Below are 20,134 nucleotides of genomic sequence, written 5' to 3' on the forward strand. Positions count from 1 at the left end.
TGCCCGGCCCCGTCCTCGCGCTCGGCCCCGTACCCGCGCCCCGTCCCGTACTCGCGCCGTCCCGCCGTACCCCGCCGTCGGCCAGCCCCGGCCCGGGCTCGTCACCTGGGCCGGCTCCGTCCCCGGAGTCCACGCGCTCCAGCGGGTGCACCGGGATCCGCACCACCGTCCCGCACGAGCCGCATCCCAGCTCGGGCTGCGGCCACTCGCTCTCCCGCCCGCAGGCCGTGCACCGCACCGCCACCCAGCTGTCCGACCAGGTGCGGTGGGTCAGCGGCACCGGCGGCGCCGCCAGGTCGAGCGGGGGATGCACCGGGCTTCCGCAGGCGCAGGGGAAGACCGGCGCGGTGTAGCCGTTGTCGCGCAGGCACGCCGGGCAGCGCACCGGTACCGCTTCCGCCATGAGACCTGGATCCCCTCCGTCGCTGTGCGTAGGTCCATGCTCCACCACCGGCGACCGCGGAGGCGAGGGTGCACGCCAATTCCGGCAGATCCGGGCCGCCTGATCGGTCATTTGTACAACTCGCCGAGCAAGACGCGGCTTTTGGTGGGTTCCGGGGTCCCCTACCGCCTTGACGCCGACGGGGCCTCCGCTTAGCTTGTTCCGTATAGCAGAACAAAACTTCCGGATGACGGAAAAGCCTGACCGCCAGACCCGCAGGAGAACCTGATGCCTCGTATGACAGCCGCCGCCGCTGCAGTTGAGATCCTCAAGCTCGAGGGTGTCGAACAAGCGTTCGGCGTGCCCGGTGCTGCGATCAACCCGTTCTACCGCGAGCTCAAGAACGTGGGCGGCATCGCGCACACGCTGGCCCGTCACGTCGAGGGCGCCTCGCACATGGCCGAGGGCTACACACGGGCCAAGGCGGGCAACATCGGTGTCTGCATCGGCACCTCGGGCCCGGCCGGCACCGACATGATCACCGGCCTGTACTCCGCGATCGCGGACTCGATCCCGATCCTGTGCATCACCGGTCAGGCTCCGGTCTCGAAGCTCCACAAGGAGGACTTCCAGGCCGTCGACATCGCCTCGATCGCCAAGCCCGTCACCAAGAAGGCCACGACCGTCCTGGAGGCCGCGCAGGTCCCGGGCGTGTTCCAGGAGGCCTTCCACCTGATGCGCTCCGGCCGTCCCGGCCCGGTCCTCATCGACCTGCCGATCGACGTCCAGCTGACCGAGATCGAGTTCGACCCCGAGACCTACACGCCGCTGCCGGTCTACAAGCCGCAGGCCAGCCGCGCCCAGGCCGAGAAGGCCATTCGGTTCCTGCTGGAGTCCGAGCGTCCGCTGATCGTCGCCGGTGGCGGCATCATCAACGCCGACGCCTCCGACCTGCTGGTCGAGTTCGCCGAGCTGACCGGCGTCCCGGTCATCTCCACCCTGATGGGCTGGGGCACCATCCCGGACGACCACGAGCTGGCCGCCGGCATGGTCGGTGTGCAGACCGCCCACCGCTACGGCAACGCGACGTTCCTCGAGTCGGACTTCGTCTTCGGCATCGGCAACCGCTGGGCCAACCGTCACACGGGCTACAACCTCGAGGCGTACACCAAGGGCCGCAAGTTCGTCCACGTCGACATCGAGCCGACCCAGCTCGGCAAGATCTTCGCCCCGGACTTCGGCATCGCCTCCGACGCCAAGGTCGCGCTGGAGCTCTTCATCGAGGTCGCCAAGGAGCTCAAGGCCGAGGGCAAGCTGCCCGACTTCTCCGCCTGGGCCGCCTCGTCGCAGGAGCGCAAGGCCACCCTGCAGCGCCGCACGCACTTCGACAACATCCCCCTGAAGCCGCAGCGCGTCTACGAGGAGATGAACAAGGCCTTCGGCCCGGAGACCCGCTACGTCACCACCATCGGTCTCTCCCAGATCGCGGCCGCGCAGTTCCTGCACGTCTACCGGCCGCGCCACTGGATCAACTGCGGCCAGGCCGGTCCGCTCGGCTGGACCATCCCGGCCGCGATCGGTGCCGCCACCGCGGACCCGGAGACACCGATCGTCGCGCTCTCGGGCGACTACGACTTCCAGTTCATGATCGAGGAGCTCGCGGTCGCCGCGCAGCACAAGGTCCCCTACGTCCACGTCCTCGTGAACAACGCCTACCTGGGTCTGATCCGTCAGGCGCAGGGCGGCCTGGGCATCAACTTCGAGGTCAACCTCGAGTTCGAGAACATCAACACCCCCGAGCTGGGTGTCTACGGCGTCGACCACGTCAAGGTCGCCGAGGGCCTGGGCGTCAAGGCGATCCGCGTCACCGACCCGGACAAGCTGGGCGAGGCCTTCGAGGAGGCCAAGAAGCTGGCCCAGGAGTTCCAGGTTCCGGTCGTCGTCGAGGCGATCCTGGAGCGCATCACCAACATCGCGATGAGCAAGACGGTCGACATGAGCGACGTCACCGAGTTCGAGGAGCTCGCGACCGAGCCGGGCCACGCCCCGACCGCGATCAAGTCCCTCAAGGTCTGATCCCGCAGTACTCGGTAGTACACAGCGGCCCCCGCTCCTCCTCCGGGAGGGACGGGGGCCGTTCCGCGTCCGACGCGGGCCGCCTACCGGTCCCGCGCGTACTGCGCCCAGCGGGCCAGCTCCCGGCGGGTCGCCGCGGTGTCGGGATGGTCGGGCCCGAGCACCCGTACCTGCTCGTTCAGCAGATGGGTCAAGGAGGTCGCGGCCCCCGCGGCGTCCCCGGCCCGGCCGCGCCAGTGAGCGTGGCCGTAGTGCGCGCCGAAGACGTCGGACCAGTTCGGACGCGTCACCACCAGCCCCAGGAAGGTCTCCCTGGGAAGCGTGGGCCCGCCCCGCGCGCCCAGGTGCCGCAGCAGGTCGTTCAGCAGGACCTCGTAGGCGATGGCGGCCCCGTACGCGTCCCCGGACTCGCCCTGATGGCGCGCGAGCAGCGCCCGGTTCTCGAAGACGCCCGGATACGCCGGCCCGTACCTGTGCTGCTGGAGCGGGATCAGTTCGGCGTAAGCCGCGGCCGCACCGGCCGCGTCCCCCGCCCGGCCGCGCCAGTACCCCAGCTCGGCCCGTGTGGTGATGGTGCGTTCGTGCCCGGGACCCAGGACGCGGATCTGATCGGCGAGGACCGCCGCGTACGCCACGGCGGCCCCTGCCGGGTCCCCGGACTCGCCCCGCCAGTGCGCGGCGCGCTCGCGGGCCCCGTGGAGGACGGAGGACTCCGCTCCCTGGTGGCGCAGGGCTTCGTCCGCGAGCCGCTCGAAGTGGCGCCGGGCAGCCTCGCCCCGGCCCGTCGTCCCCAGGAACTCGCCGACACGGAAGAGCAGCGGGTGCACGCCGAGGGGCGACTCGTCGGCGAAGAGGCTTTCCAGCGAGGCGCTCGAGGCGTTGCGGCGGGAGGCGGTCCACAGGGCCGATTCGGCGTGACGCCGCAGTCCGTCGGCGCAGGCCACCAGGACCGGGGCGAACGAGGGATCGTCCCGGTTCCCGTCCGCGGCGTCCACCAGCATCGAGCCGACGGTCCACGCGAGTGTCGCGGACCGGTGCGCGGGCACCGCCTCGAGGGTCACCCGCTGGAGGACCGGATGCACCCGTACGGAACGGTGAGGGTCCTGCGGCGTGTAGCCGATCAGGCCATGGCGGTCCAGAGCCCGGAGCGCTGCCGTCACGTCCTCGGGCCGGAGCCCGTTCCCGTGCGTGCCGGTGGAGGATGCCGTGCGGTACTGCTGCATGTGACGCCTGGCGGCCGTGCCCGTGAAGGCGGCCTCGGGTGCTCCCTCGGACGGGAGCAGGGCCGCCAGTTCCATCAAGGGGAGTGCCAGTCCGGCCGGTGGCGTCCGGTCGGCTCGTTCGAGCGACGGCAGCCACGCCTCGTGCACGCCGAAGGGCTGGCCGTCCGGCAGTGCGCCGGGACCGGGCACGAGCTCGGCGAGTGGTCTCCCGCCGTCCCGGCCCAGCAGGCGGTTGTACGTCGCGCAGTCGAGGTCCTCCCGCACGAGGTGGCTCACGGCCTGGGACAGCGCCAGCGGGAGCAGTCCCAGCGCCCGGGCCAGCGCCTCCAGTTCCGCGGGCCGGCCGCTGCGCCCGCTCGCGGCCAGGACCTCGGCCAGGTACGCCGTGGCCTCGTCCGCGGTGAACCCGTCCACGTGGACCACGCCCGGGCCCGGCCCCGGCCGTGCGATGTCCCGGCGCCTGGTGGTGACGAGGGTCTGCCCGTCGGGGTGCTCCGGGGGCCACAGGCCGCGTACGTCGTCGGGGTCGGACACGCCGTCCAGGACGACCAGCCAGCGCCGCCGCGGGCTCCCTGCGCCCGGCCGCAGCCATGCGAGGAACGCCTGCGCGGCCTGCTCGGGCGAAGCGCCGTCGGATCCGGTGATCTCGGCGATGGCCTGTGCGTAGCCGGCGAGGACCGCCTCACGGCCGGTGGCGGTGACCCACACGAGCAGGTCGAGGCGGCCTTCGGCCCACGCCGTACGGGCGAGGTGCGCGGCCTGCTGCGTCTTGCCGGTGCCGGCGGTGCCGACCAGCAGGCCGGAGCCGCCGTCGAGGGAGGTCCGGCGCTGGAAGCAGCGCGCGGCGCCGGGGATCGTGCCCACCAGGAGCGGCCAGGACGCCGGAGTGCGGGAGGCGGCGTGGTACGAGACGTGGTCGGCGCGGCCGACGGCCATGCCGTAGTGCCCGGCCTGGACGGTGAACGGGTGCGCGGACCCGGTGGGAAGGGGGCTTTCGACAGCCGGTCCGTTCAGCCCTGGGACGGAGCCGGCGGGGGAGGGGGGCTGAGGTGCGCACCTCCGTGGATCACCGCGGCGGCGATCGACCCGTGGTCGGCCCTGACGTGCAGGTCCCCGCCGACGGCCAGCCCGGCGTCGCCGGCGGACACCCCGGGCGCTGCGGGTGCGTCGAGCAGTGCGCGCAGTTCCTCGGCGGCCCGGTCGCGCTGGTCGTCCGGGAGGCTCTCCAGCAGCCCCTCGAAGCGGGCCTGCCACATGGCCTCCTGGCGGATCCGGGCCCGTTCCCCGCCCGTGTCGGCGCCGGCCGTGGCGAGCTCGGACGCGCTCCGGTCCAGCCGCACCAGCTCACCGCTCGCCCGGTCGGTGTCCCCACGCCCGAACCAGCCGGCCACCTGCGCGCGGAAACTGTCCCAGGCATCCGTGCCGGCGGCTTGTACCACCGCCGTTCCACCAGCCGTGGCCAATGCCAACAATGCTTCCGGCAACATGACTTGCCCCCTCCGAACGGATCACCGACGATCTTGGGGAGTCTATCGCCGCGGCCTTCCGGGCAGGGCCCGTGCGTGCATCCGGACATGACAAAGCGCCGAGTCACGGGACCGTCCGTGACTCGGCGCTCTGGTTTGTTACCGCCCGACGGTACGAGGCTGGCGCGACAGGACGTTCGCACCGCCGGGCGGAGTGTGTGGGGAGGGGGGCCTCCGCGTGCAGGGGGCTCTGTGCGTAGCCCCTGTACGAAGAGGATTGGCCGGGACCGTGGCGGTCGGCGACGAGAACTCCGGCACCGTCTCCCTCAGGTCAAGAGACGGGCCTCGGAACCCATTACCACCGCACTGGCTCGCACGCCCGCCACGGTCCTCGTCCTGCCCTCACCGCGTACCACCCCTCATCCGGGTCCACGGGTCGGGCTCAGCACCCGGGGCCTGACCTCCCGTCAGGCCCCCGGTACAGCTGTGCGGCTCAGGCGTCGCGCAGGGCGCGCACGGCCTCCTCGACGCGACGGCCGTAGTCGGCGTCGGCGGCGTGGAAGTGAGCCAGGTTCTTCTCGATGACGTCCTCGAGGGTGACCTGAGACAGGCCGCCGGCGATGTTCGCCACCAGACGCTGCTTCTCGGCCTCCGACATCAGGCGGTAGAGCTCACCGGCCTGGAAGAAGTCGTCGTCCTTGGTGTGGGCCGGGGCTTCGTGGGTGCCCGTGTAGCCGGAGACGGCCTTGGGGGCGCCCAGTGCCAGACCGGTCTCGGCCGGACCCTGGTACGAGTTGGGCTCGTAGTTCTTGTCGTGGCGCGAGCCGTTGCGCAGCGCCATGACACCGTCGCGGCCGTAGTTGTCGGCCTTCGTCGCCTTCGGGGCGTTGACCGGCAGCACGGTGTGGTTCACACCGAGGCGGTAGCGCTGGGCGTCGGCGTACGCGAAGAGACGGCCCTGGAGCATCTTGTCCGGCGAGGCGGTGATGCCCGGGACGAAGTTGTTCGGGGAGAAGGCGGACTGCTCGACCTCGGCGAAGACGTTGTCCGGGTTGCGGTCGAGGACCAGACGGCCCACGCGCTGCAGCGGGTAGTCGCTGTGCGGCCACACCTTGGTGAGGTCGAACGGGTTGAAGCGGTAGTCCGCGGCCTCGGCGGCGGGCATGATCTGGACGTAGAGGGTCCAGCTCGGGTTCACACCGCGCTCGATCGCCTGGAGCAGGTCGGTCTGGTGCGAGTTCGCGTCCTTGCCGACGAGCTCGGCGGCCTGCTCGCCCGAGAGGCAGCGGATGCCCTGGTTCGTCTTGAAGTGGTACTTGACGAAGAAGGCCTCGCCCTGCTCGTTCGTCCACTGGTACGTGTGGGAGCCGTAGCCGTTCATGTGACGGTACGACGCCGGGATGCCGCGGTCACCCATGAGCCAGGTGATCTGGTGCGTCGCCTCGGGGGCGTGCGCCCAGAAGTCCCAGACGTTGTCCGGCTCCTGCTTGCCCGTGAAGGGGTCGCGCTTCTGGGAGTGGATGAAGTCGGGGAACTTGATCGGGTCCTTGATGAAGAACACCGGGGTGTTGTTGCCGACGAGGTCGTAGTTGCCCTCTTCGGTGTAGAACTTCAGCGCGAAGCCACGCGGGTCGCGGACCGCGTCCGCGCCGCCCAGCGAGTCGGCGACGGTGGAGAACCGCAGGAAGGTCTCGGTCTTCTTGCCGACCGTGTTCAGGAACGCGGCGCTGGTGTACGCGGTGACGTCGTCGGTCACCTCGAAGTAGCCGTACGCGGCCGAACCGCGGGCGTGCACCACGCGCTCCGGGATGCGCTCGCGGTTGAAGCGGGCAAGCTTCTCGAGGAGCTGCTGGTCCTGGACCAGGAGCGGGCCACCGACGCCGGCGGTGGCGGAGTTCTGATTGTCGGCGACCGGGGCGCCGGACTCGGTCGTCAGCGTGCGCTTCGACATGGTGACCTTCCGTACGGGTAACTGCTGACGGAAAGCGTCTTCCGTCATGCGGAACAGCCTAATTTCGGCGAGAACTAAACGTCAACAGTTTGTTGAACGAAGTTGAAGAGAGGTGATCCGGACGGCGCCGGCGCTTGGGCGCGACAGGACAGGTGTCAGCGCCGGCGCCATCCGGAGACTCGGGCCCCCGTCAGGGGGAGGTGCGGCCCGGGACCCGGGCCGCGGGCTCAGAGCTGAGCGCCGGAGAGGCGCTCGACCGCACGGAGCAGGGCGGAGTGGTCCAGGCCGCCGTCGCCCTGGGCGCGCAGCGAGGCGACCAGCTGGGCGACGACCGCGCCGACCGGGAGCGCCGCACCGACGTTGCGGGCGGCGTCGGTGACGATGCCCATGTCCTTGTGGTGCAGGTCGATCCGGAAACCGGGCTTGAAGTCGCGGTTCAGGAAGTTGTCCTTCTTCCGGGTCAGGACCGTGGAGCCGGCCAGACCGCCGTTGAGGACGTCCAGGGCGGCCTCGAGGTTCACGCCCGACTTCTCGAGGAAGACGACGGCCTCGGCGCACGCCTGGATGTTCACCGCGACGATGAGCTGGTTGGCGGCCTTCACCGTCTGGCCGGAGCCGTGCGGACCGCACAGGACGATGACCTTGCCGAGGGCCTCGAGGATCGGCAGGGCGGCGTCGAAGTCGGCCTGCTCGCCACCCACCATGATCGACAGGACGGCCTCGATGGCGCCGGCCTCGCCGCCGGACACCGGGGCGTCGATGACGCGGATGCCCTTGGCGGCGGCGTTCTTCGCGAGGTCGATCGAGGTCTGCGGGGTGATCGACGACATGTCGATGATCAGCGCGCCGGACTTCGCGTTCTCGAGGATGCCGTTCTCACCGTAGGAGATGGCCTCGACCTGCGGGGAGGCGGGCACCATCGTGATGATGACGTCGGCGTCCTTGACGGCCTCGGCGATCGAGCCGGCCGCGGAGCCGCCGGCGGCGGCCAGACGGTCCAGCTTGTCCTGCTCCAGGGTGAAGCCGGTGACCGAGTAGCCGGCCTTCAGGAGGTTCTCGGCCATGGGGGAGCCCATGATTCCGAGGCCGATCCAGGCGATCTTGGGGAGGTTGCTCATGATGAGGGTCCTTCTCTTAATGCTTTGTACGAAAAGTTCGTGACGTGCCTGGCTGATCGCCTGGACTTTGTCCGCCTACTTCGCGGCGCGGGCCTCGGCCGGCAGCCATGCGAAGGACGCGGCAGCGTCGGCGGCCTTGTACTCCAGGCCTACGTAGCCCTCGTATCCGGCCTTCTTCAGCTGGTCGAGCAGCTCCTCGAGGGGCAGCTCGCCGGTGCCGGGGGCACCTCGTCCGGGCTTGTCCGCGATCTGGACGTGCCCGGTCTTGGCGGCGTACTTTTCGATGACCTCGGAGAGGTCCTCATCGTTCATCGCCAGGTGGTACAGGTCGAGCAGGAACTTGGCGTTGCCGAGGCCGGTGGCCTCGTTCACCTTGTCCACCACCTCGATGCCGGCCGGGGCGCTCACCAGCGGGTAGAGCGGCGACTCGGGCTTGTTGAGGGTCTCGATCAGGAGGATCGCGCCGACGCGGTCCGCGGCCTGAGCCGCCACGACCAGGTTCTTCAGTGCGAGCTCGTCCTGCACGGCCGGGTCCACGCCTTCGACGCGGTTGCCGTACAGGGCGTTCAGCGCCTTGCAGCCGACCGAGGCCGCGAAGTCGGCGGCCACGTTGATGTTGGCGTTGAAGCGCTCCGACTCCGCACCGGGAACCGAGACCGCACCGCGGTCCGGGCCCGGCAGCCGGCCGGCGTAGAAGTTCAGGCCCACCAGCTGGGTGCCGGCGTCCTCAAGAGCCTGCTTGAGGGCGTCGAGCTCCTCCTGTGCGGGGGTGGGGGTCTCGATCCAGGGCCACCACAGCTCGACCGCCGTGAAGCCCGCCGCGGCGGCAGCCGCAGGACGCTCCAGGAGCGGGAGTTCCGTGAAGAGGATCGAAAGGTTTACATCGAAGCGCTGGTCCGTGTATCCCATGAGGGGTGTGCGCTCCTTCCGTATTGCGGAAGTTAGTTTCTGCTTGATGGAAGACTGCATCGGGCTTGTCCCGGATGTCAAGTACGGACTGCCGGAAAATCGTGACCGCGGGGTAGCTTGACCGCGTGCGATTGAGAGTGGAGTTCACGACCGAGCCCTTCGATCTCGAAGAGGCTCCTGCCCATGCCGTAGCCGCGCGTGAGGTCATCCAGAAGGCCCAATTGGACGCGGTGGACGTCGGTCCGTTCGGCAACACCGTCGAGGGCGAGGCCGACCGGGTGCTGGCGGCGGTGGGCGCGCTGCTGCGCGATTCCCTGGAGGCCGGAGCCACGCGCGTCTCGCTCCAGGTCAACGTGATCGGGGAGGACACCCCATGACCGAACCCCGTGACCACCCCTTCGTCACCGCGGTCAAGCCGCTGGTGGACGCCATGGGCGGCGAGCTGATGGATCCGGCCCTGGCGCAGCCCGACGACGTCGTGCTCAGCTGGGAGGGTCAGGACCTGCTGGCCGTGCGCCTGCCGCAGCTCTCGGATTCGCTGGACCACATCCTGGCGGCCCTGGAGCGCCGGCACGGCGTACCGTTGTCGCAGCTCGACCGGAAGTCCAAGCAGGACGTGGTGCGGATACTGGAGGCGCGGGGCGCCTTCTCCGTGCGGCACGGCGTGGAAACGGTCGCGGGCGCCCTGGGTGTAAGCCGTTTCACGGTCTACAACTACTTGAACCGGGACTCCGGCCCCAAAGGCACCGCCAAAAACGCCCAAGAGTGAAAGACTGCTGACCCGCAGTGACGAGCCGCCGCCCAATTCACCCGGGCGGCGGCTTTTGTGTACGGGAAGTTTCAACAAAGTGTTGACGCCGTGTGGTGGAGCGCGTTAGCTATGCGCAGCCCGTCAAAGCAACAACAGGCCACGGAGGCCTACCGTGACTTCGAGTCCGACCCCGGGTCTCACCCGGTTCAACACCTTGGACGACAGCGCGGCCACGGCCGAGCTGCACGAGGTGTGCGCCAGTTCGGCGTGGGGGAGCAAGCTGCTCGCCCAGCGCCCCTTCGCCACCGCAGAGTCCCTGTTCGCCGCGAACGAAGCCGCCATGGCGGAGCTCACCGCGGAGGACCTGGGCGAAGCGATGGGAGGCCACGCGCCGATCGGCCGGCCGAAGCCGGGAGACCCGACCTCCGCCCGCGAGCAGCGCGGCATGGCCGGTGCCTCGGAGGAGCTCAAGAACGAGCTCCTCGAACTGAACCTGGCGTACCAGGAGAAGTTCGGCCACGTCTTCCTCATCTGCGCCACCGGTGCGACCGGTGAGTTCATGCGGGACGCGGTCAAGGTCCGGATCGACAACTCGCCGGAGCAGGAGCGGGAAATCGCCCGCGGCGAGCTCGTCAAGATCAACAAGATCCGCCTGACCCGCCTCGTCGAACTCGTTGAAGGAGAGTGAGACCGATCATGAGCACCGAGACCACCGCGTCGGTGTCCACGCACATCCTGGACACCAGCATCGGCAAGCCCGCCGAGGGCGTCGCCATCTCCCTGTCGGCCCGCACGGGTCTGGACGGCGAGTGGACGGCCCTGGGCGGCTCCGCCACCGATGCGGACGGGCGCTGCAAGGACCTGCCGGCGCTGCCGGAGGGCACCACCCACGTACGTCTCGACTTCGAGACCGAGACGTACTTCTTTAGTAAGCACAGTTCCGAGAAGCAAGCCGAGGCGCAGCAGGACGCCCCCCGCGTAAGGGACAGCGGTGCGTTTTTCCCGGAAGTGACGATCACGTTCGCGGTCACTCCCGGCGAGCATTACCACGTACCGCTGCTGCTCAACCCGTTCGGCTACTCCGTTTACCGAGGGAGCTAGCATGGCCACGATTCTGGGCCAGAACCAGTACGGCAAAGCAGAGAACCGCGTCGTCAAGATCACGCGGGACGGCGACACGCACCACATCAAGGACCTGAACGTCTCGGTCGCCCTCTCCGGCGACATGGACGACGTCCACTACTCCGGCTCGAACGCCAACGTCCTGCCGACGGACACCACCAAGAACACGGTGTACGCGTTCGCCAAGGAGTACGGCATCGAGTCCGCCGAGCAGTTCGGCATCCACCTGGCGCGCTGGTTCGTGGGCAGCCAGGAGCCGATCCAGCGTGCGCGCATCCGGATCGAGGAGTACGCCTGGGACCGGATCGCCACATCGGACGCCAACTCGAAGTTCATCGGCTCCGACGAGGTGAACCACTCCTTCGTCCGCCAGGGCATGGAGACCCGCGTCACCCAGATCACGTACGACGGCAAGAACTGGGAGGTCATCTCCGGCCTCAAGGACCTGGTCGTCATGAACTCCACGAACTCCGAGTTCTGGGGTTACGTGAAGGACAAGTACACGACGCTGAAGGAGGCCTACGACCGCATCCTGGCCACCCAGGTGTCGGCTCGCTGGCGCTTCAACTGGTCGGACGACGAGCAGCGGATGCCCAACTGGGAGAAGTCCTACGCCGAGACCCGGAAGCACATGCTCCAGGCCTTCGCGGAGACCTACTCCCTGTCGCTGCAGCAGACCCTGTACCAGATGGGTTCGCGCATCATCAACCACCGTTCGGAGATCGACGAGGTCCGCTTCTCGCTCCCGAACAAGCACCACTTCCTCGTGGACCTTGAGCCCTTCGGCCTCAAGAACGACAACGAGGTCTACTTCGCCGCGGACCGCCCGTACGGTCTGATCGAGGCCACTGTTCTCCGGGACGGCGTTGACGCCCGTATCCCCGTGGACATGACCAACCTCTGATGCGGCACGCGCGTCCCGGGGCTCCGCAGTGGCCCCGGGACCGCGCGACACACTTCAGCTTCGTGAATCGGCACCCGGACGCTTCACTCGGGGCGGCAGTACTGTCAGCTGTCAAGGCCCCCGGCTCCGGCACTCAAATCTCCTGGGCCTTGCCGTGCCCATACCGCCACTGAAAGCACGAGGAAGTCCCATGGCAGCATCGGCAGCCCCTGACAGCGCGGTCGAGCGCATCGTCATCGAGAACTGTGCGATTGCGACGGTCGACGCGAACGACACCGAGTACGCCTCGGGTCACATCGTCGTCGCCGGCAACAAGATCGAGTCGATCGGTGCGGGCGAAGCCCCCGAGAACCTCGAGAACGTCGTACGTCGCATCGACGGCACCGGGCACCTCGTGACCCCCGGTCTGGTCAACACGCACCACCACTTCTACCAGTGGATCACGCGTGGTCTGGCCACCGACCACAACCTCTTCAACTGGCTGGTCGCGCTGTACCCGACGTGGGCGCGCATCGACGAGCAGATGACGTACACGGCTGCGCAGGGCTCCCTCGCCGCGATGGCCAAGGGTGGCGTCACCACCGCGATGGACCACCACTACGTCTACCCCAAGGGCTCCGGCGACCTCTCCGGCTCGATCATCCGCGCCGCCTCCGAGATGGGCGTGCGGTTCACCCTCGCCCGCGGCTCGATGGACCGCAGCGAGAAGGACGGCGGCCTGCCGCCGGACCACGCCGTCGAGACCCTCGAGGGTGCGCTCGCCGACACCGAGGCGACCGTGAAGAAGTACCACGACGCCTCCTTCGACGCGATGACCCAGGTCGCCGTCGCCCCGTGCTCCCCCTTCTCGGTCTCCACCGAGCTGCTGAAGCAGGGCGCCGAGCTGGCCCGCCGCCTGGGCGTGCGCATGCACACGCACGGCTCCGAGACCGTCGAGGAAGAGCAGTTCTGCAAGGAACTGTTCGGCATGGGCCCGACCGACTACTTCGAGTCGACCGGCTGGCTCGGCGAGGACGTGTGGATGGCGCACAGCGTCCACATGAACGACTCCGACATCGCCGCGTTCGCCCGTACCAAGACCGGTGTCGCGCACTGCCCGTCCTCCAACGCCCGTCTGGCCGCCGGCATCGCCCGCGTCCCGGACATGCTCGCCGCCGGCGTCCCGGTCGGCCTCGGCGTGGACGGCACCGCCTCCAACGAGTCCGGTGAGCTGCACACCGAGCTGCGCAACGCGCTCCTCATCAACCGCCTGAACCCGGTCCACCGCGAGCGCGCCCTGAACGCGCGCCAGGCCCTGCGCCTCGGTACCTACGGCGGCGCCCAGGTCCTCGGCCGCGCCGACAACATCGGCTCGCTGGAGGTCGGCAAGTGCGCCGACCTGGTGCTGTGGAACCTGAGCACCTTCCTGCACTCCTCGATCGCCGACCCGGTCACCGCGCTGGTCTTCGGTGCGGCCGCCCCGGTCACCGCGTCGTTCGTCAACGGCAAGCAGATCGTCGAGAACAACCGCCTGCTCTTCGCGGACGAGGACGCCATCGCGGTGTCCACCCGGGAAGAGGCCCAGCGCCTCGCGCGGATCTCCGCGCAGGCCTGACCCTCCCCCAGGTACCGCTGGGAGGTACCCCCAGAAGTCCGGCCGGGGGGGACGGCCCCCGGCCGGCGGCCACGGACCCGAGCGGGGTCCGTGGCAGCCGTTCCCGGGTAGCGCCTGAGGAGATCCGAGGGCGCCCCGGGGCGGTGACTCGTGCCACTTGTGCTGCCGCGCGCGCATCGCGCCATGGCCACGGCACCTCCAGCCCCACGGCTGGAACCACAGCGCGGAACCGGTTTTTGGGCGAATCGTTTCTGCACCCCTTGGGACACGTAGTCGCACCACCCACAACTCCATACAGGCTCGACTCGCACTCCTTTCGCACCACCTCCATGACACCCACGTCCCTGCCGACGTGTTACCCGACCGGAGGAAGCCGTGGCCGCAATGCCCAGGTTTCGCAAAGACGCAGTCGCCGTACCGCAGGTCTCCGGGGAGAAACACCCGGTCGACGAGACCCTGCCTCCGCTGAAGATGTTCACGAGCGGTCTCCAGCACGTGGCCGCCATGTACGCGGGTGTCGTCGCCCCGCCCATGATCGTCGGCCCTGCCGTGGGGCTGTCCGCCACCGAGACGGCCTTCCTGATGGGGGCCTCGCTCTTCACCGCCGGCCTCGCCACCCTCCTCCAGACCCTCGGGTTCTGGAAGATCGGCGCCAAACTCCCCTTCGTCAACGGCGTTTCCTTCGCCGGCGTGACCCCGATGATCGCGATCGGCAAGGGAGAGGGGGACAACGCCATCCCCGTCATCTTCGGCGCGATCGTCGTCGCCGGGATCCTCGGCTTCTTCGCCGCCCCCTACTTCGGCAAGCTCGTCCGCTTCTTCCCACCCGTCGTGACGGGTACGGTCATCACCCTCATCGGCGTCTCGCTCCTGCCCGTGGCCTTCAACTGGTCGCAAGGCGGGAACAGCACCGCCACCGACTACGGCTCGATGAAGAACATCGGCATGGCCGCCGCCACCCTGGTCGTCGTCCTGCTGATGCGCAAGTTCCTGCGCGGCTTCCTCCAGCAGATCTCCATCCTGCTCGGCCTGGTCGCGGGCACGCTCATCGCCCTGCCGCTCGGCATGACCAGCTTCGACGCCGTCAAGAACGCGTCCGGGGTGGGCTTCCCGACCCCGTTCCACTTCGGCGCCCCGCAGTTCCAGGTCGCCGCGATCATCTCGATGTGCATCGTCATGCTCGTCTGCATGACCGAGTCCACCGCCGACATCCTGGCCCTCGGCAAGATCGTCGGCCGCCCGGCGGACGCGAGGACCATCGAGGGCGGCCTGCGCGCCGACACCCTCGGCAGCGCGCTCAGCCCGCTCTTCAACGGCTTCATGTGCAGCGCCTTCGCCCAGAACATCGGGCTGGTCGCCATGACCAAGGTCCGCAGCCGGTTCGTGGTCGCCGCGGGCGGCGGCATCCTGATCCTGCTGGGCCTGTGCCCGATGGCGGCCTCCGTCATCGGCGTGGTCCCGCTGCCGGTCCTCGGCGGCGCCGGCATCGTCCTCTTCGGGTCGGTCGCGGCCAGCGGCATCCAGACCCTGGCCGGCGCGGCCATGGAGAAGGGCGAGAACGCCCTGATCGTGGCGGCCTCCGTGGGCATCGGCCTGATCCCGATCGCCGCGCCGGAGTTCTACCACGCCTTCCCGAAGGACCTGCTGGTCGTCCTCGACTCCGGCATCAGCACCGGCTGCGTCGTGGCCATCCTGCTGAACCTGGCCTTCAACCACCTCGGCGCCAGGAAGGGCGCGGCCTCGGGGGCCGCGCCGGATCCGGTGCCGGTGCACTGATGCCCGGCCCCTGACCGGGCGCACGGAACGGAGGCCCGCACGCCACCCACTGCGGGTGTGGCGTGCGCGCCGCCGTTCGCGTGCCCGGTCAGCAGGTCGAGTGGAAGAGGCCGGCGACCCGCTCGGTGGCGGCCAGCCGGTTGTAGACCTCCACGGCTGCCGTCGTCCCCGCCACGTGCACCTCGACCCCGGCGGCCCGGAGCACCTCCAGCGTCTGCCGGGCGATCCCGAGGCGCTGGTCCATGCCCTGGCTGAGCACCACCGCCGTCACCCCCAGGTCGAGGAACTCGCGCACCTCCTGCGGCTGGATGCCGGGCTCGTGCCGCGTGCCGTGCTCGGACCAGTCCCAGGGGCGGCCGCCGCCCGGGTAGAGCCTGAAGTCCTTGCCGGGGGCGAGCCCTTCGGCCTCGATCCGGCCCCACGAGAGGTGCGTGATGCGCGGGGAGGGCTCCGCCGCCGGGTCCGCCGCCGGGGGAGTCCACAGCATCAGGTTGCTCATCAACTCGGCCTGCTCGACGGCGTCGTCGAGGGCGTGGTGCGTGTGCCGCCGACGGGAGAGCAGTTCGCGGGGCATCCGGCCCTTGACCGCGGCGCGCAGCGGTACCCGTGCCTTCGTCGCGTAGAGGGTCTTCATGTCCAGGCAGCCGGAGTGGCCGAAGGGGCTGTCCCCGCCGAACCGCATCAGGTACCAGTACAGGAAGGTCCAGTCGAAGGGGGCCGGGTAGCCGCACATGACCGGCTGCGCCCCGGCCTCGGCGGACACCTCCCGGACCCAGGTGCGGAACTCGTCCATGGCCGTCGCCGGATCGGCGCCCTCCCGGACCAGCCGGTCGCGGTCCAGCCCGCTGACGGCGAGCGCCTCGGGCACGTACTCCTCGCTGATCGGCCGCAGCTCGCGGTAGAAGGTCTGCCGTTCCGGATCCGCGGCCGTATACGAGGCGCCGTCCTGCCGGCCGGCGACCGCGGCCCCGAAACTGATCATCGAGTAGGGGCCGGGGACGGGTCCGTCGGCCTCGACGTCGACGGAGATGTAGAGGCTGGGACGTGCGGTGCGGGCTGCCATGCGCGAGAGCATGCCAGCCCGTGTCGCGCCGTTCATCCGGATTTACGGGGAGCTGCGTACGGTGACCGGCCGCGGACCGTCCGTGCACCCGTTCGCGGCCCGCCGGTCGACGGCCGCCGCCGCCGGAGGGAGGATGGAGGGGACGGGGAGCGTCGGATCGAAGGAACGGTCATGTTCGCAGACACCAAGGCATTCAGCGGATTCTCGGTCGACGACCTGGACAAGGCCAAGGAGTTCTACGAAGGCACCCTCGGCCTGCGCGTCTCGGAGGACAAGGACATGGGCATGCTGTCGCTGCACCTGGCGGGCGACACCACGGTCCTCGTCTACCAGAAGGACAACCACGAGGCCGCGAGCTTCACGATCCTCAATTTCCCCGTCGACGACGTCGACCGGGCCGTCGACGAGCTCACCGCGCGCGGTGTCCGGTTCGAGCGCTACGACGGGTTCGACACGGACGACAAGGGGATCGTCCGGCCGAAGGGGAACGAGCCGACCATCGCCTGGTTCAAGGACCCGGCCGGCAACGTCCTGTCCGTGCTGAACGAATCCCCCTGAGCCGCCTCAGGAGGCCGGGGTCAGGAACATCCCGGTCTGGTCCCCGCCCGCGGTGTTCTTGCAGCTGAAGCCGGAGCTCGCGGGCTGGGCGACGACCAGCGCGAGGCAGCGCCCGGCCGCCAGCTGCCCGAAGTAGTTCGGGTGCATGGACTCCTGGATCAGGCCCTGCGACTCGTTGTTGTCGATCCAGCGCGCCCACTCGCTCGTCTTCGCCGAGGCCGGCACGGTGGAGCTCACCTGCTTGCTCGCCCTGGCGCACACCTCGCGGCCCTGCATCATGTCGCGCAGGTCCAGGAACTGCACGCCCTTGGCCGCCGCGACCGACTTGATCCGGTCGGCTATCTGCGGCACGAGCGAGTCCCGCGCCCAGTCCGAGTCGCGGTTCCAGAAGGGGCAGCCGCCCGTGTTGAGCCGGCTCCAGTCGCTCTGGGTGTACCGGTTCTCCGCGCCCCGCGGGATCGGCGACGGGTAGGACTGCAGCACGATCCGGTACGAGGAGTCGGCGTACCCGGCCGCGCTCATCACGGCCCGCACCTCGTCCACGGACTTGCCGACCTTGCCCATGACCGCGTCGATCTTCTGGTCGACCCCGTACTGCTGGTCGTCGTAGCAGTACGAGTTCCAGATGACGAAGTCGAGCGCGCAGTCCTTGATGATGTCGGCGAAGCCCAGGTCGTTCCCGCCGATGGACAGGGCGATGACCTTCACGTTGTGGCTCGCGGCCACCACGGCGAGCTGGTCCGCCTGCGGTGCCTCGCCCTTGAAGGCGACGCCGCCGTTGGAGGCGCGGAACACGTTGTCGGAAATCGCCCCGGAGCAGGCCAGGTTCACGGCGACGTCGGCGATCGCCCCGGCGCTGCGCACCTCGGCGGAGTCGGAGCGGTGGCACCCGCCGGCGGTGGTCCCGTAGACCTTGCCGGGATCGTAGGTGCTGCCGCTGATCCAGCCCCGGTCGGTCCCGTTCCTGCTCCCGGTGTTGGTGAGGGAGTTGCCCTTCCAGCGCCCGGCCTCGCCGGAGATGTAGCTGTCGCCCATGGACACCACGGCGGTGGGCCCGGTCCCGGGACTGGCCGCGGAGGTCCCGGCGCTGCCGGCCACGAGCGCGCCGACGGCGAGCGGCAGAACCAATCCGGCCCCGGCCAGTCGTCGCACCCGACTGCGGTCCCGGTCCTTGCTGACGTTGCGGAATCCGATCACTGCGGAACTCCTGCGTTCGGCCACGCCGAAGTCGGCGACGACTGCGTCGCGTGGCTGGGAAGTGGGGGTACCGCCGGCCGGTGGCATCGGAAAGGTGACACGGGCCCACTTGTTACCGCTAGGTACAGGCAAGTTACGAACAAGTAACAACCGACCGGTCGTTCGGGAGTCCGCTCCTCCAGTTGTGGAACGCAAAGGGCTCCGCCCCCGTGCCGTGAAGGCGACGGGGGCGGAGCCGGCGGGTTCGGCCGCTGTGCGTTTCAGCCGAGTCCGGGGATCAGCCGACCAGCTGGTCGTACGCGGGGAGCGTGAGGAAGTCCGCGTAGTCCGCGTCCAGGGAGACCTGGAGGAGGAGGTCGTGGGCCTGCTGCCACTTGCCGGCCGCGAAGGCCTCCTCGCCGACCTCGGCGCGGATGGCGGTCAGTTCCTCGGCCGCGATCTTGCGGGTCAGGTCGGCCGTGGCCGTCTCGCCGTTCTCGAACACGACGCCGGCGTTGATCCACTGCCAGATCTGCGAACGGGAGATCTCGGCGGTGGCCGCGTCCTCCATCAGGCCGAAGATGCCGACGGCGCCCAGGCCGCGCAGCCACGCCTCGATGTAGCGGATGCCGACCTGGACCGCGTTGCGCAGGCCCTCGTACGTCGGCTTCGCGTCCAGGGAGTCGATCGCGATGAGCTCGCCCGGGGCCACGGAGACGTCCTCGCGCAGCCGGTCCTTCTGGTTCGGCTTCTCGCCGAGCACCGCGTCGAAGGAGGCCATCGCGATCGGCACCAGGTCCGGGTGGGCGACCCAGGAGCCGTCGAAGCCGTCGCCGGCCTCGCGGTCCTTGTCGGCCTTGACCTTCTCGAAGGCGACCTTGTTGACCTCGGCGTCCTTGCGGGACGGGATGAAGGCCGCCATGCCGCCGATGGCGTGCGCGCCGCGCTTGTGGCAGGTGCGGACCAGCAGTTCGGTGTACGCCCGCATGAACGGGGCGGTCATCGTCACCGCGTTGCGGTCCGGCAGGACGAACTTCTCGCCGCCGTCGCGGAAGTTCTTCACGATGGAGAAGAGGTAGTCCCAGCGGCCGGCGTTCAGGCCCGCCGCGTGGTCCTTCAGCTCGAAGAGGATCTCCTCCATCTCGTACGCGGCGGTGATCGTCTCGATGAGGACGGTGGCGCGGACGGTGCCCTGCGGGATGCCGACGTAGTCCTGGGCGAAGACGAAGATCTCGTTCCAGAGGCGCGCCTCGAGGTGCGACTCCGTCTTCGGCAGGTAGAAGTACGGGCCCTTGCCGAGGTCGATCAGGCGCTTCGCGTTGTGGAAGAAGTACAGGCCGAAGTCCACGAGCGAACCGGAGGCCGGGCCGCCCTCGAACCGCAGGTGGCGCTCCTCCAGGTGCCAGCCGCGCGGCCGCATCACGACGGTGGCCAGCTGGTCGGCGGGCTTCAGGGCGTACGCCTTGCCCGTGCGCGGGTCGGTGAAGTCGATGCGGCGCTCGTAGGCGTCGATCAGGTTGAGCTGGCCGAGGACGACGTTCTCCCACGTGGGAGCGGAGGCGTCCTCGAAGTCGGCGAGCCAGACCTTGGCGCCCGAGTTCAGGGCGTTGATGGTCATCTTGCGGTCCGTCGGACCGGTGATCTCCACACGACGGTCGTTCAGCGCGGCCGGGGCCGGCGCCACCTTCCAGTCGCCCTCGCGGACCTGTGCGGTGTCCGGGAGGAAGTCGAGGGTGGAGGTCCGGGCGATCTCGGCACGGCGCTCGGCGCGGCGGGCGAGGAGCTCGGCGCGGCGGGGGGCGAACCGCCGGTGGAGCTCGGCCACGAAGGCGAGAGCCGCTTCGGTGAGGACTTCGTCCTGCCGGGGCAGGGGCTCGGCGTCGACGATGGCCAGCGGGGACGGCGCTGGTGCGGACATATCTGTCACTCCTTCAGCGGCGGTGCCTGGCGGCCGCGGGGGAATGCTCGCGCGAGACGGCACGCAGTGCCGTCGGGTGTGGAGAGTTCCGGGATACGGTCGCGGGCGCCGTCTGTGGGTTCAGGGCGCTTCTGACCAGTGGATAGT

General features: G+C 69.6%; 17 protein-coding genes and 1 pseudogene. 9 read left to right on the top strand and 9 right to left on the bottom strand.

Features of this window, described 5'->3' with window-relative positions; genetic code table 11:
- Positions 1–403, bottom strand: a pseudogene (locus tag PV721_RS07295) (hypothetical protein); the annotation flags it as partial.
- 267 nt (positions 404–670) lie between these two features.
- On the opposite strand from PV721_RS07295, the gene gcl reads away from it, so the two are divergent.
- Entirely contained in the window at positions 671–2,458 is a 1,788-nt protein-coding gene (gene gcl, locus PV721_RS07300) for a glyoxylate carboligase (protein WP_319722003.1), read from the top strand.
- Between the two features lie 83 nt (positions 2,459–2,541).
- Here the strand turns inward: gcl and PV721_RS07305 are convergent, their stop codons facing one another.
- The 5 genes from PV721_RS07305 to PV721_RS07325 form a co-directional block, all read right to left on the bottom strand.
- Positions 2,542–4,617, bottom strand: coding sequence for a tetratricopeptide repeat protein (locus PV721_RS07305; protein ID WP_319722004.1), 2,076 nt, complete (start codon positions 4,615–4,617; stop codon positions 2,542–2,544).
- Between the two features lie 74 nt (positions 4,618–4,691).
- The gene (locus PV721_RS07310) at positions 4,692–5,120 is read right to left on the bottom strand and encodes a hypothetical protein (RefSeq protein ID WP_416371048.1); all 429 of its coding nucleotides are present in this window, start codon (positions 5,118–5,120) and stop codon (positions 4,692–4,694) included.
- Positions 5,121–5,640: 520 nt separating this feature from the next.
- Positions 5,641–7,098 carry a catalase gene (locus tag PV721_RS07315; protein WP_319722056.1) on the bottom strand — a complete coding sequence of 486 codons (1,458 nt, stop codon included), beginning with the start codon at positions 7,096–7,098 and terminating at the stop codon, positions 5,641–5,643.
- A gap of 227 nt (positions 7,099–7,325) precedes the next feature.
- Positions 7,326–8,216 carry a 2-hydroxy-3-oxopropionate reductase gene (locus PV721_RS07320; RefSeq protein WP_319722006.1) on the bottom strand — a complete coding sequence of 297 codons (891 nt, stop codon included), beginning with the start codon at positions 8,214–8,216 and terminating at the stop codon, positions 7,326–7,328.
- Between the two features lie 75 nt (positions 8,217–8,291).
- Entirely contained in the window at positions 8,292–9,125 is an 834-nt protein-coding gene (locus PV721_RS07325; protein WP_319722007.1) for a TIM barrel protein, read from the bottom strand.
- A gap of 125 nt (positions 9,126–9,250) precedes the next feature.
- Between PV721_RS07325 and PV721_RS07330 the strand changes: the two genes are divergently transcribed.
- From PV721_RS07330 to PV721_RS07360, 7 genes are all read left to right on the top strand, one after another.
- Positions 9,251–9,502 carry a thiamine-binding protein gene (locus PV721_RS07330; RefSeq protein ID WP_319722008.1) on the top strand — a complete coding sequence of 84 codons (252 nt, stop codon included), beginning with the start codon at positions 9,251–9,253 and terminating at the stop codon, positions 9,500–9,502.
- A complete protein-coding gene (locus PV721_RS07335; RefSeq protein ID WP_319722009.1) occupies positions 9,499–9,894 on the top strand; it encodes a helix-turn-helix domain-containing protein in 396 nt (131 codons plus the stop codon). The genes PV721_RS07330 and PV721_RS07335 overlap by 4 nt, the downstream gene beginning before the upstream one ends.
- A 154-nt stretch (positions 9,895–10,048) precedes the next feature.
- Positions 10,049–10,564, top strand: a complete 516-nt coding sequence (gene uraD, locus PV721_RS07340) for a 2-oxo-4-hydroxy-4-carboxy-5-ureidoimidazoline decarboxylase (RefSeq protein ID WP_319722010.1) — start codon at positions 10,049–10,051, stop codon at positions 10,562–10,564.
- Between the two features lie 8 nt (positions 10,565–10,572).
- On the top strand, positions 10,573–10,977 hold the full coding sequence (gene uraH / locus PV721_RS07345; protein WP_319722011.1) for a hydroxyisourate hydrolase: 405 nt from the start codon (positions 10,573–10,575) through the stop codon (positions 10,975–10,977).
- Between the two features lies 1 nt (position 10,978).
- Positions 10,979–11,902, top strand: a complete 924-nt coding sequence (gene pucL / locus PV721_RS07350; protein WP_319722012.1) for a factor-independent urate hydroxylase — start codon at positions 10,979–10,981, stop codon at positions 11,900–11,902.
- Positions 11,903–12,092: 190 nt separating this feature from the next.
- Complete coding sequence (locus tag PV721_RS07355; protein WP_319722013.1) at positions 12,093–13,496, top strand: 8-oxoguanine deaminase; 1,404 nt, start codon at positions 12,093–12,095, stop codon at positions 13,494–13,496.
- A 375-nt stretch (positions 13,497–13,871) separates the two neighbouring features.
- On the top strand, positions 13,872–15,272 hold the full coding sequence (locus tag PV721_RS07360) for a nucleobase:cation symporter-2 family protein (protein WP_416371049.1): 1,401 nt from the start codon (positions 13,872–13,874) through the stop codon (positions 15,270–15,272).
- Positions 15,273–15,360: 88 nt separating this feature from the next.
- Here the strand turns inward: PV721_RS07360 and PV721_RS07365 are convergent, their stop codons facing one another.
- Complete coding sequence (locus PV721_RS07365) at positions 15,361–16,335, bottom strand: MTH938/NDUFAF3 family protein (protein ID WP_319722015.1); 975 nt, start codon at positions 16,333–16,335, stop codon at positions 15,361–15,363.
- A 171-nt stretch (positions 16,336–16,506) separates the two neighbouring features.
- Between PV721_RS07365 and PV721_RS07370 the strand changes: the two genes are divergently transcribed.
- Entirely contained in the window at positions 16,507–16,893 is a 387-nt protein-coding gene (locus tag PV721_RS07370; protein WP_319722016.1) for a VOC family protein, read from the top strand.
- A gap of 6 nt (positions 16,894–16,899) precedes the next feature.
- Here PV721_RS07370 and PV721_RS07375 read toward each other — a convergent pair whose 3' ends face one another.
- Positions 16,900–18,090, bottom strand: coding sequence for a GDSL-type esterase/lipase family protein (locus PV721_RS07375; protein WP_416371050.1), 1,191 nt, complete (start codon positions 18,088–18,090; stop codon positions 16,900–16,902).
- 277 nt (positions 18,091–18,367) lie between these two features.
- Positions 18,368–19,987 (bottom strand): malate synthase A, encoded by a 1,620-nt coding sequence (gene aceB, locus PV721_RS07380; protein WP_319722018.1) that lies wholly within the window; start codon positions 19,985–19,987, stop codon positions 18,368–18,370.
- Positions 19,988–20,134 lie beyond the last annotated feature (147 nt).

This window comes from Streptomyces sp. MB09-01, assembly GCF_033794505.1.
Classification (GTDB): Bacteria; Actinomycetota; Actinomycetes; order Streptomycetales; family Streptomycetaceae; genus Streptomyces.

What these genes read in the sequence shown, in the direction of transcription:
- gcl (WP_319722003.1), top strand. Translation starts at nt 671, where the DNA reads ATGCCTCGTATGACAGCCGCCGCCGCTGCAGTTGAGATCCTCAAGCTC.
- PV721_RS07305 (WP_319722004.1), bottom strand. Translation starts at nt 4,617, where the DNA reads ATGGCCGTCGGCCGCGCCGACCACGTCTCGTACCACGCCGCCTCCCGC.
- PV721_RS07315 (WP_319722056.1), bottom strand. Translation starts at nt 7,098, where the DNA reads ATGTCGAAGCGCACGCTGACGACCGAGTCCGGCGCCCCGGTCGCCGAC.
- PV721_RS07320 (WP_319722006.1), bottom strand. Translation starts at nt 8,216, where the DNA reads ATGAGCAACCTCCCCAAGATCGCCTGGATCGGCCTCGGAATCATGGGC.
- PV721_RS07325 (WP_319722007.1), bottom strand. Translation starts at nt 9,125, where the DNA reads ATGGGATACACGGACCAGCGCTTCGATGTAAACCTTTCGATCCTCTTC.
- PV721_RS07335 (WP_319722009.1), top strand. Translation starts at nt 9,499, where the DNA reads ATGACCGAACCCCGTGACCACCCCTTCGTCACCGCGGTCAAGCCGCTG.
- uraH (WP_319722011.1), top strand. Translation starts at nt 10,573, where the DNA reads ATGAGCACCGAGACCACCGCGTCGGTGTCCACGCACATCCTGGACACC.
- pucL (WP_319722012.1), top strand. Translation starts at nt 10,979, where the DNA reads ATGGCCACGATTCTGGGCCAGAACCAGTACGGCAAAGCAGAGAACCGC.
- PV721_RS07355 (WP_319722013.1), top strand. Translation starts at nt 12,093, where the DNA reads ATGGCAGCATCGGCAGCCCCTGACAGCGCGGTCGAGCGCATCGTCATC.
- PV721_RS07365 (WP_319722015.1), bottom strand. Translation starts at nt 16,335, where the DNA reads ATGGCAGCCCGCACCGCACGTCCCAGCCTCTACATCTCCGTCGACGTC.
- PV721_RS07370 (WP_319722016.1), top strand. Translation starts at nt 16,507, where the DNA reads ATGTTCGCAGACACCAAGGCATTCAGCGGATTCTCGGTCGACGACCTG.
- aceB (WP_319722018.1), bottom strand. Translation starts at nt 19,987, where the DNA reads ATGTCCGCACCAGCGCCGTCCCCGCTGGCCATCGTCGACGCCGAGCCC.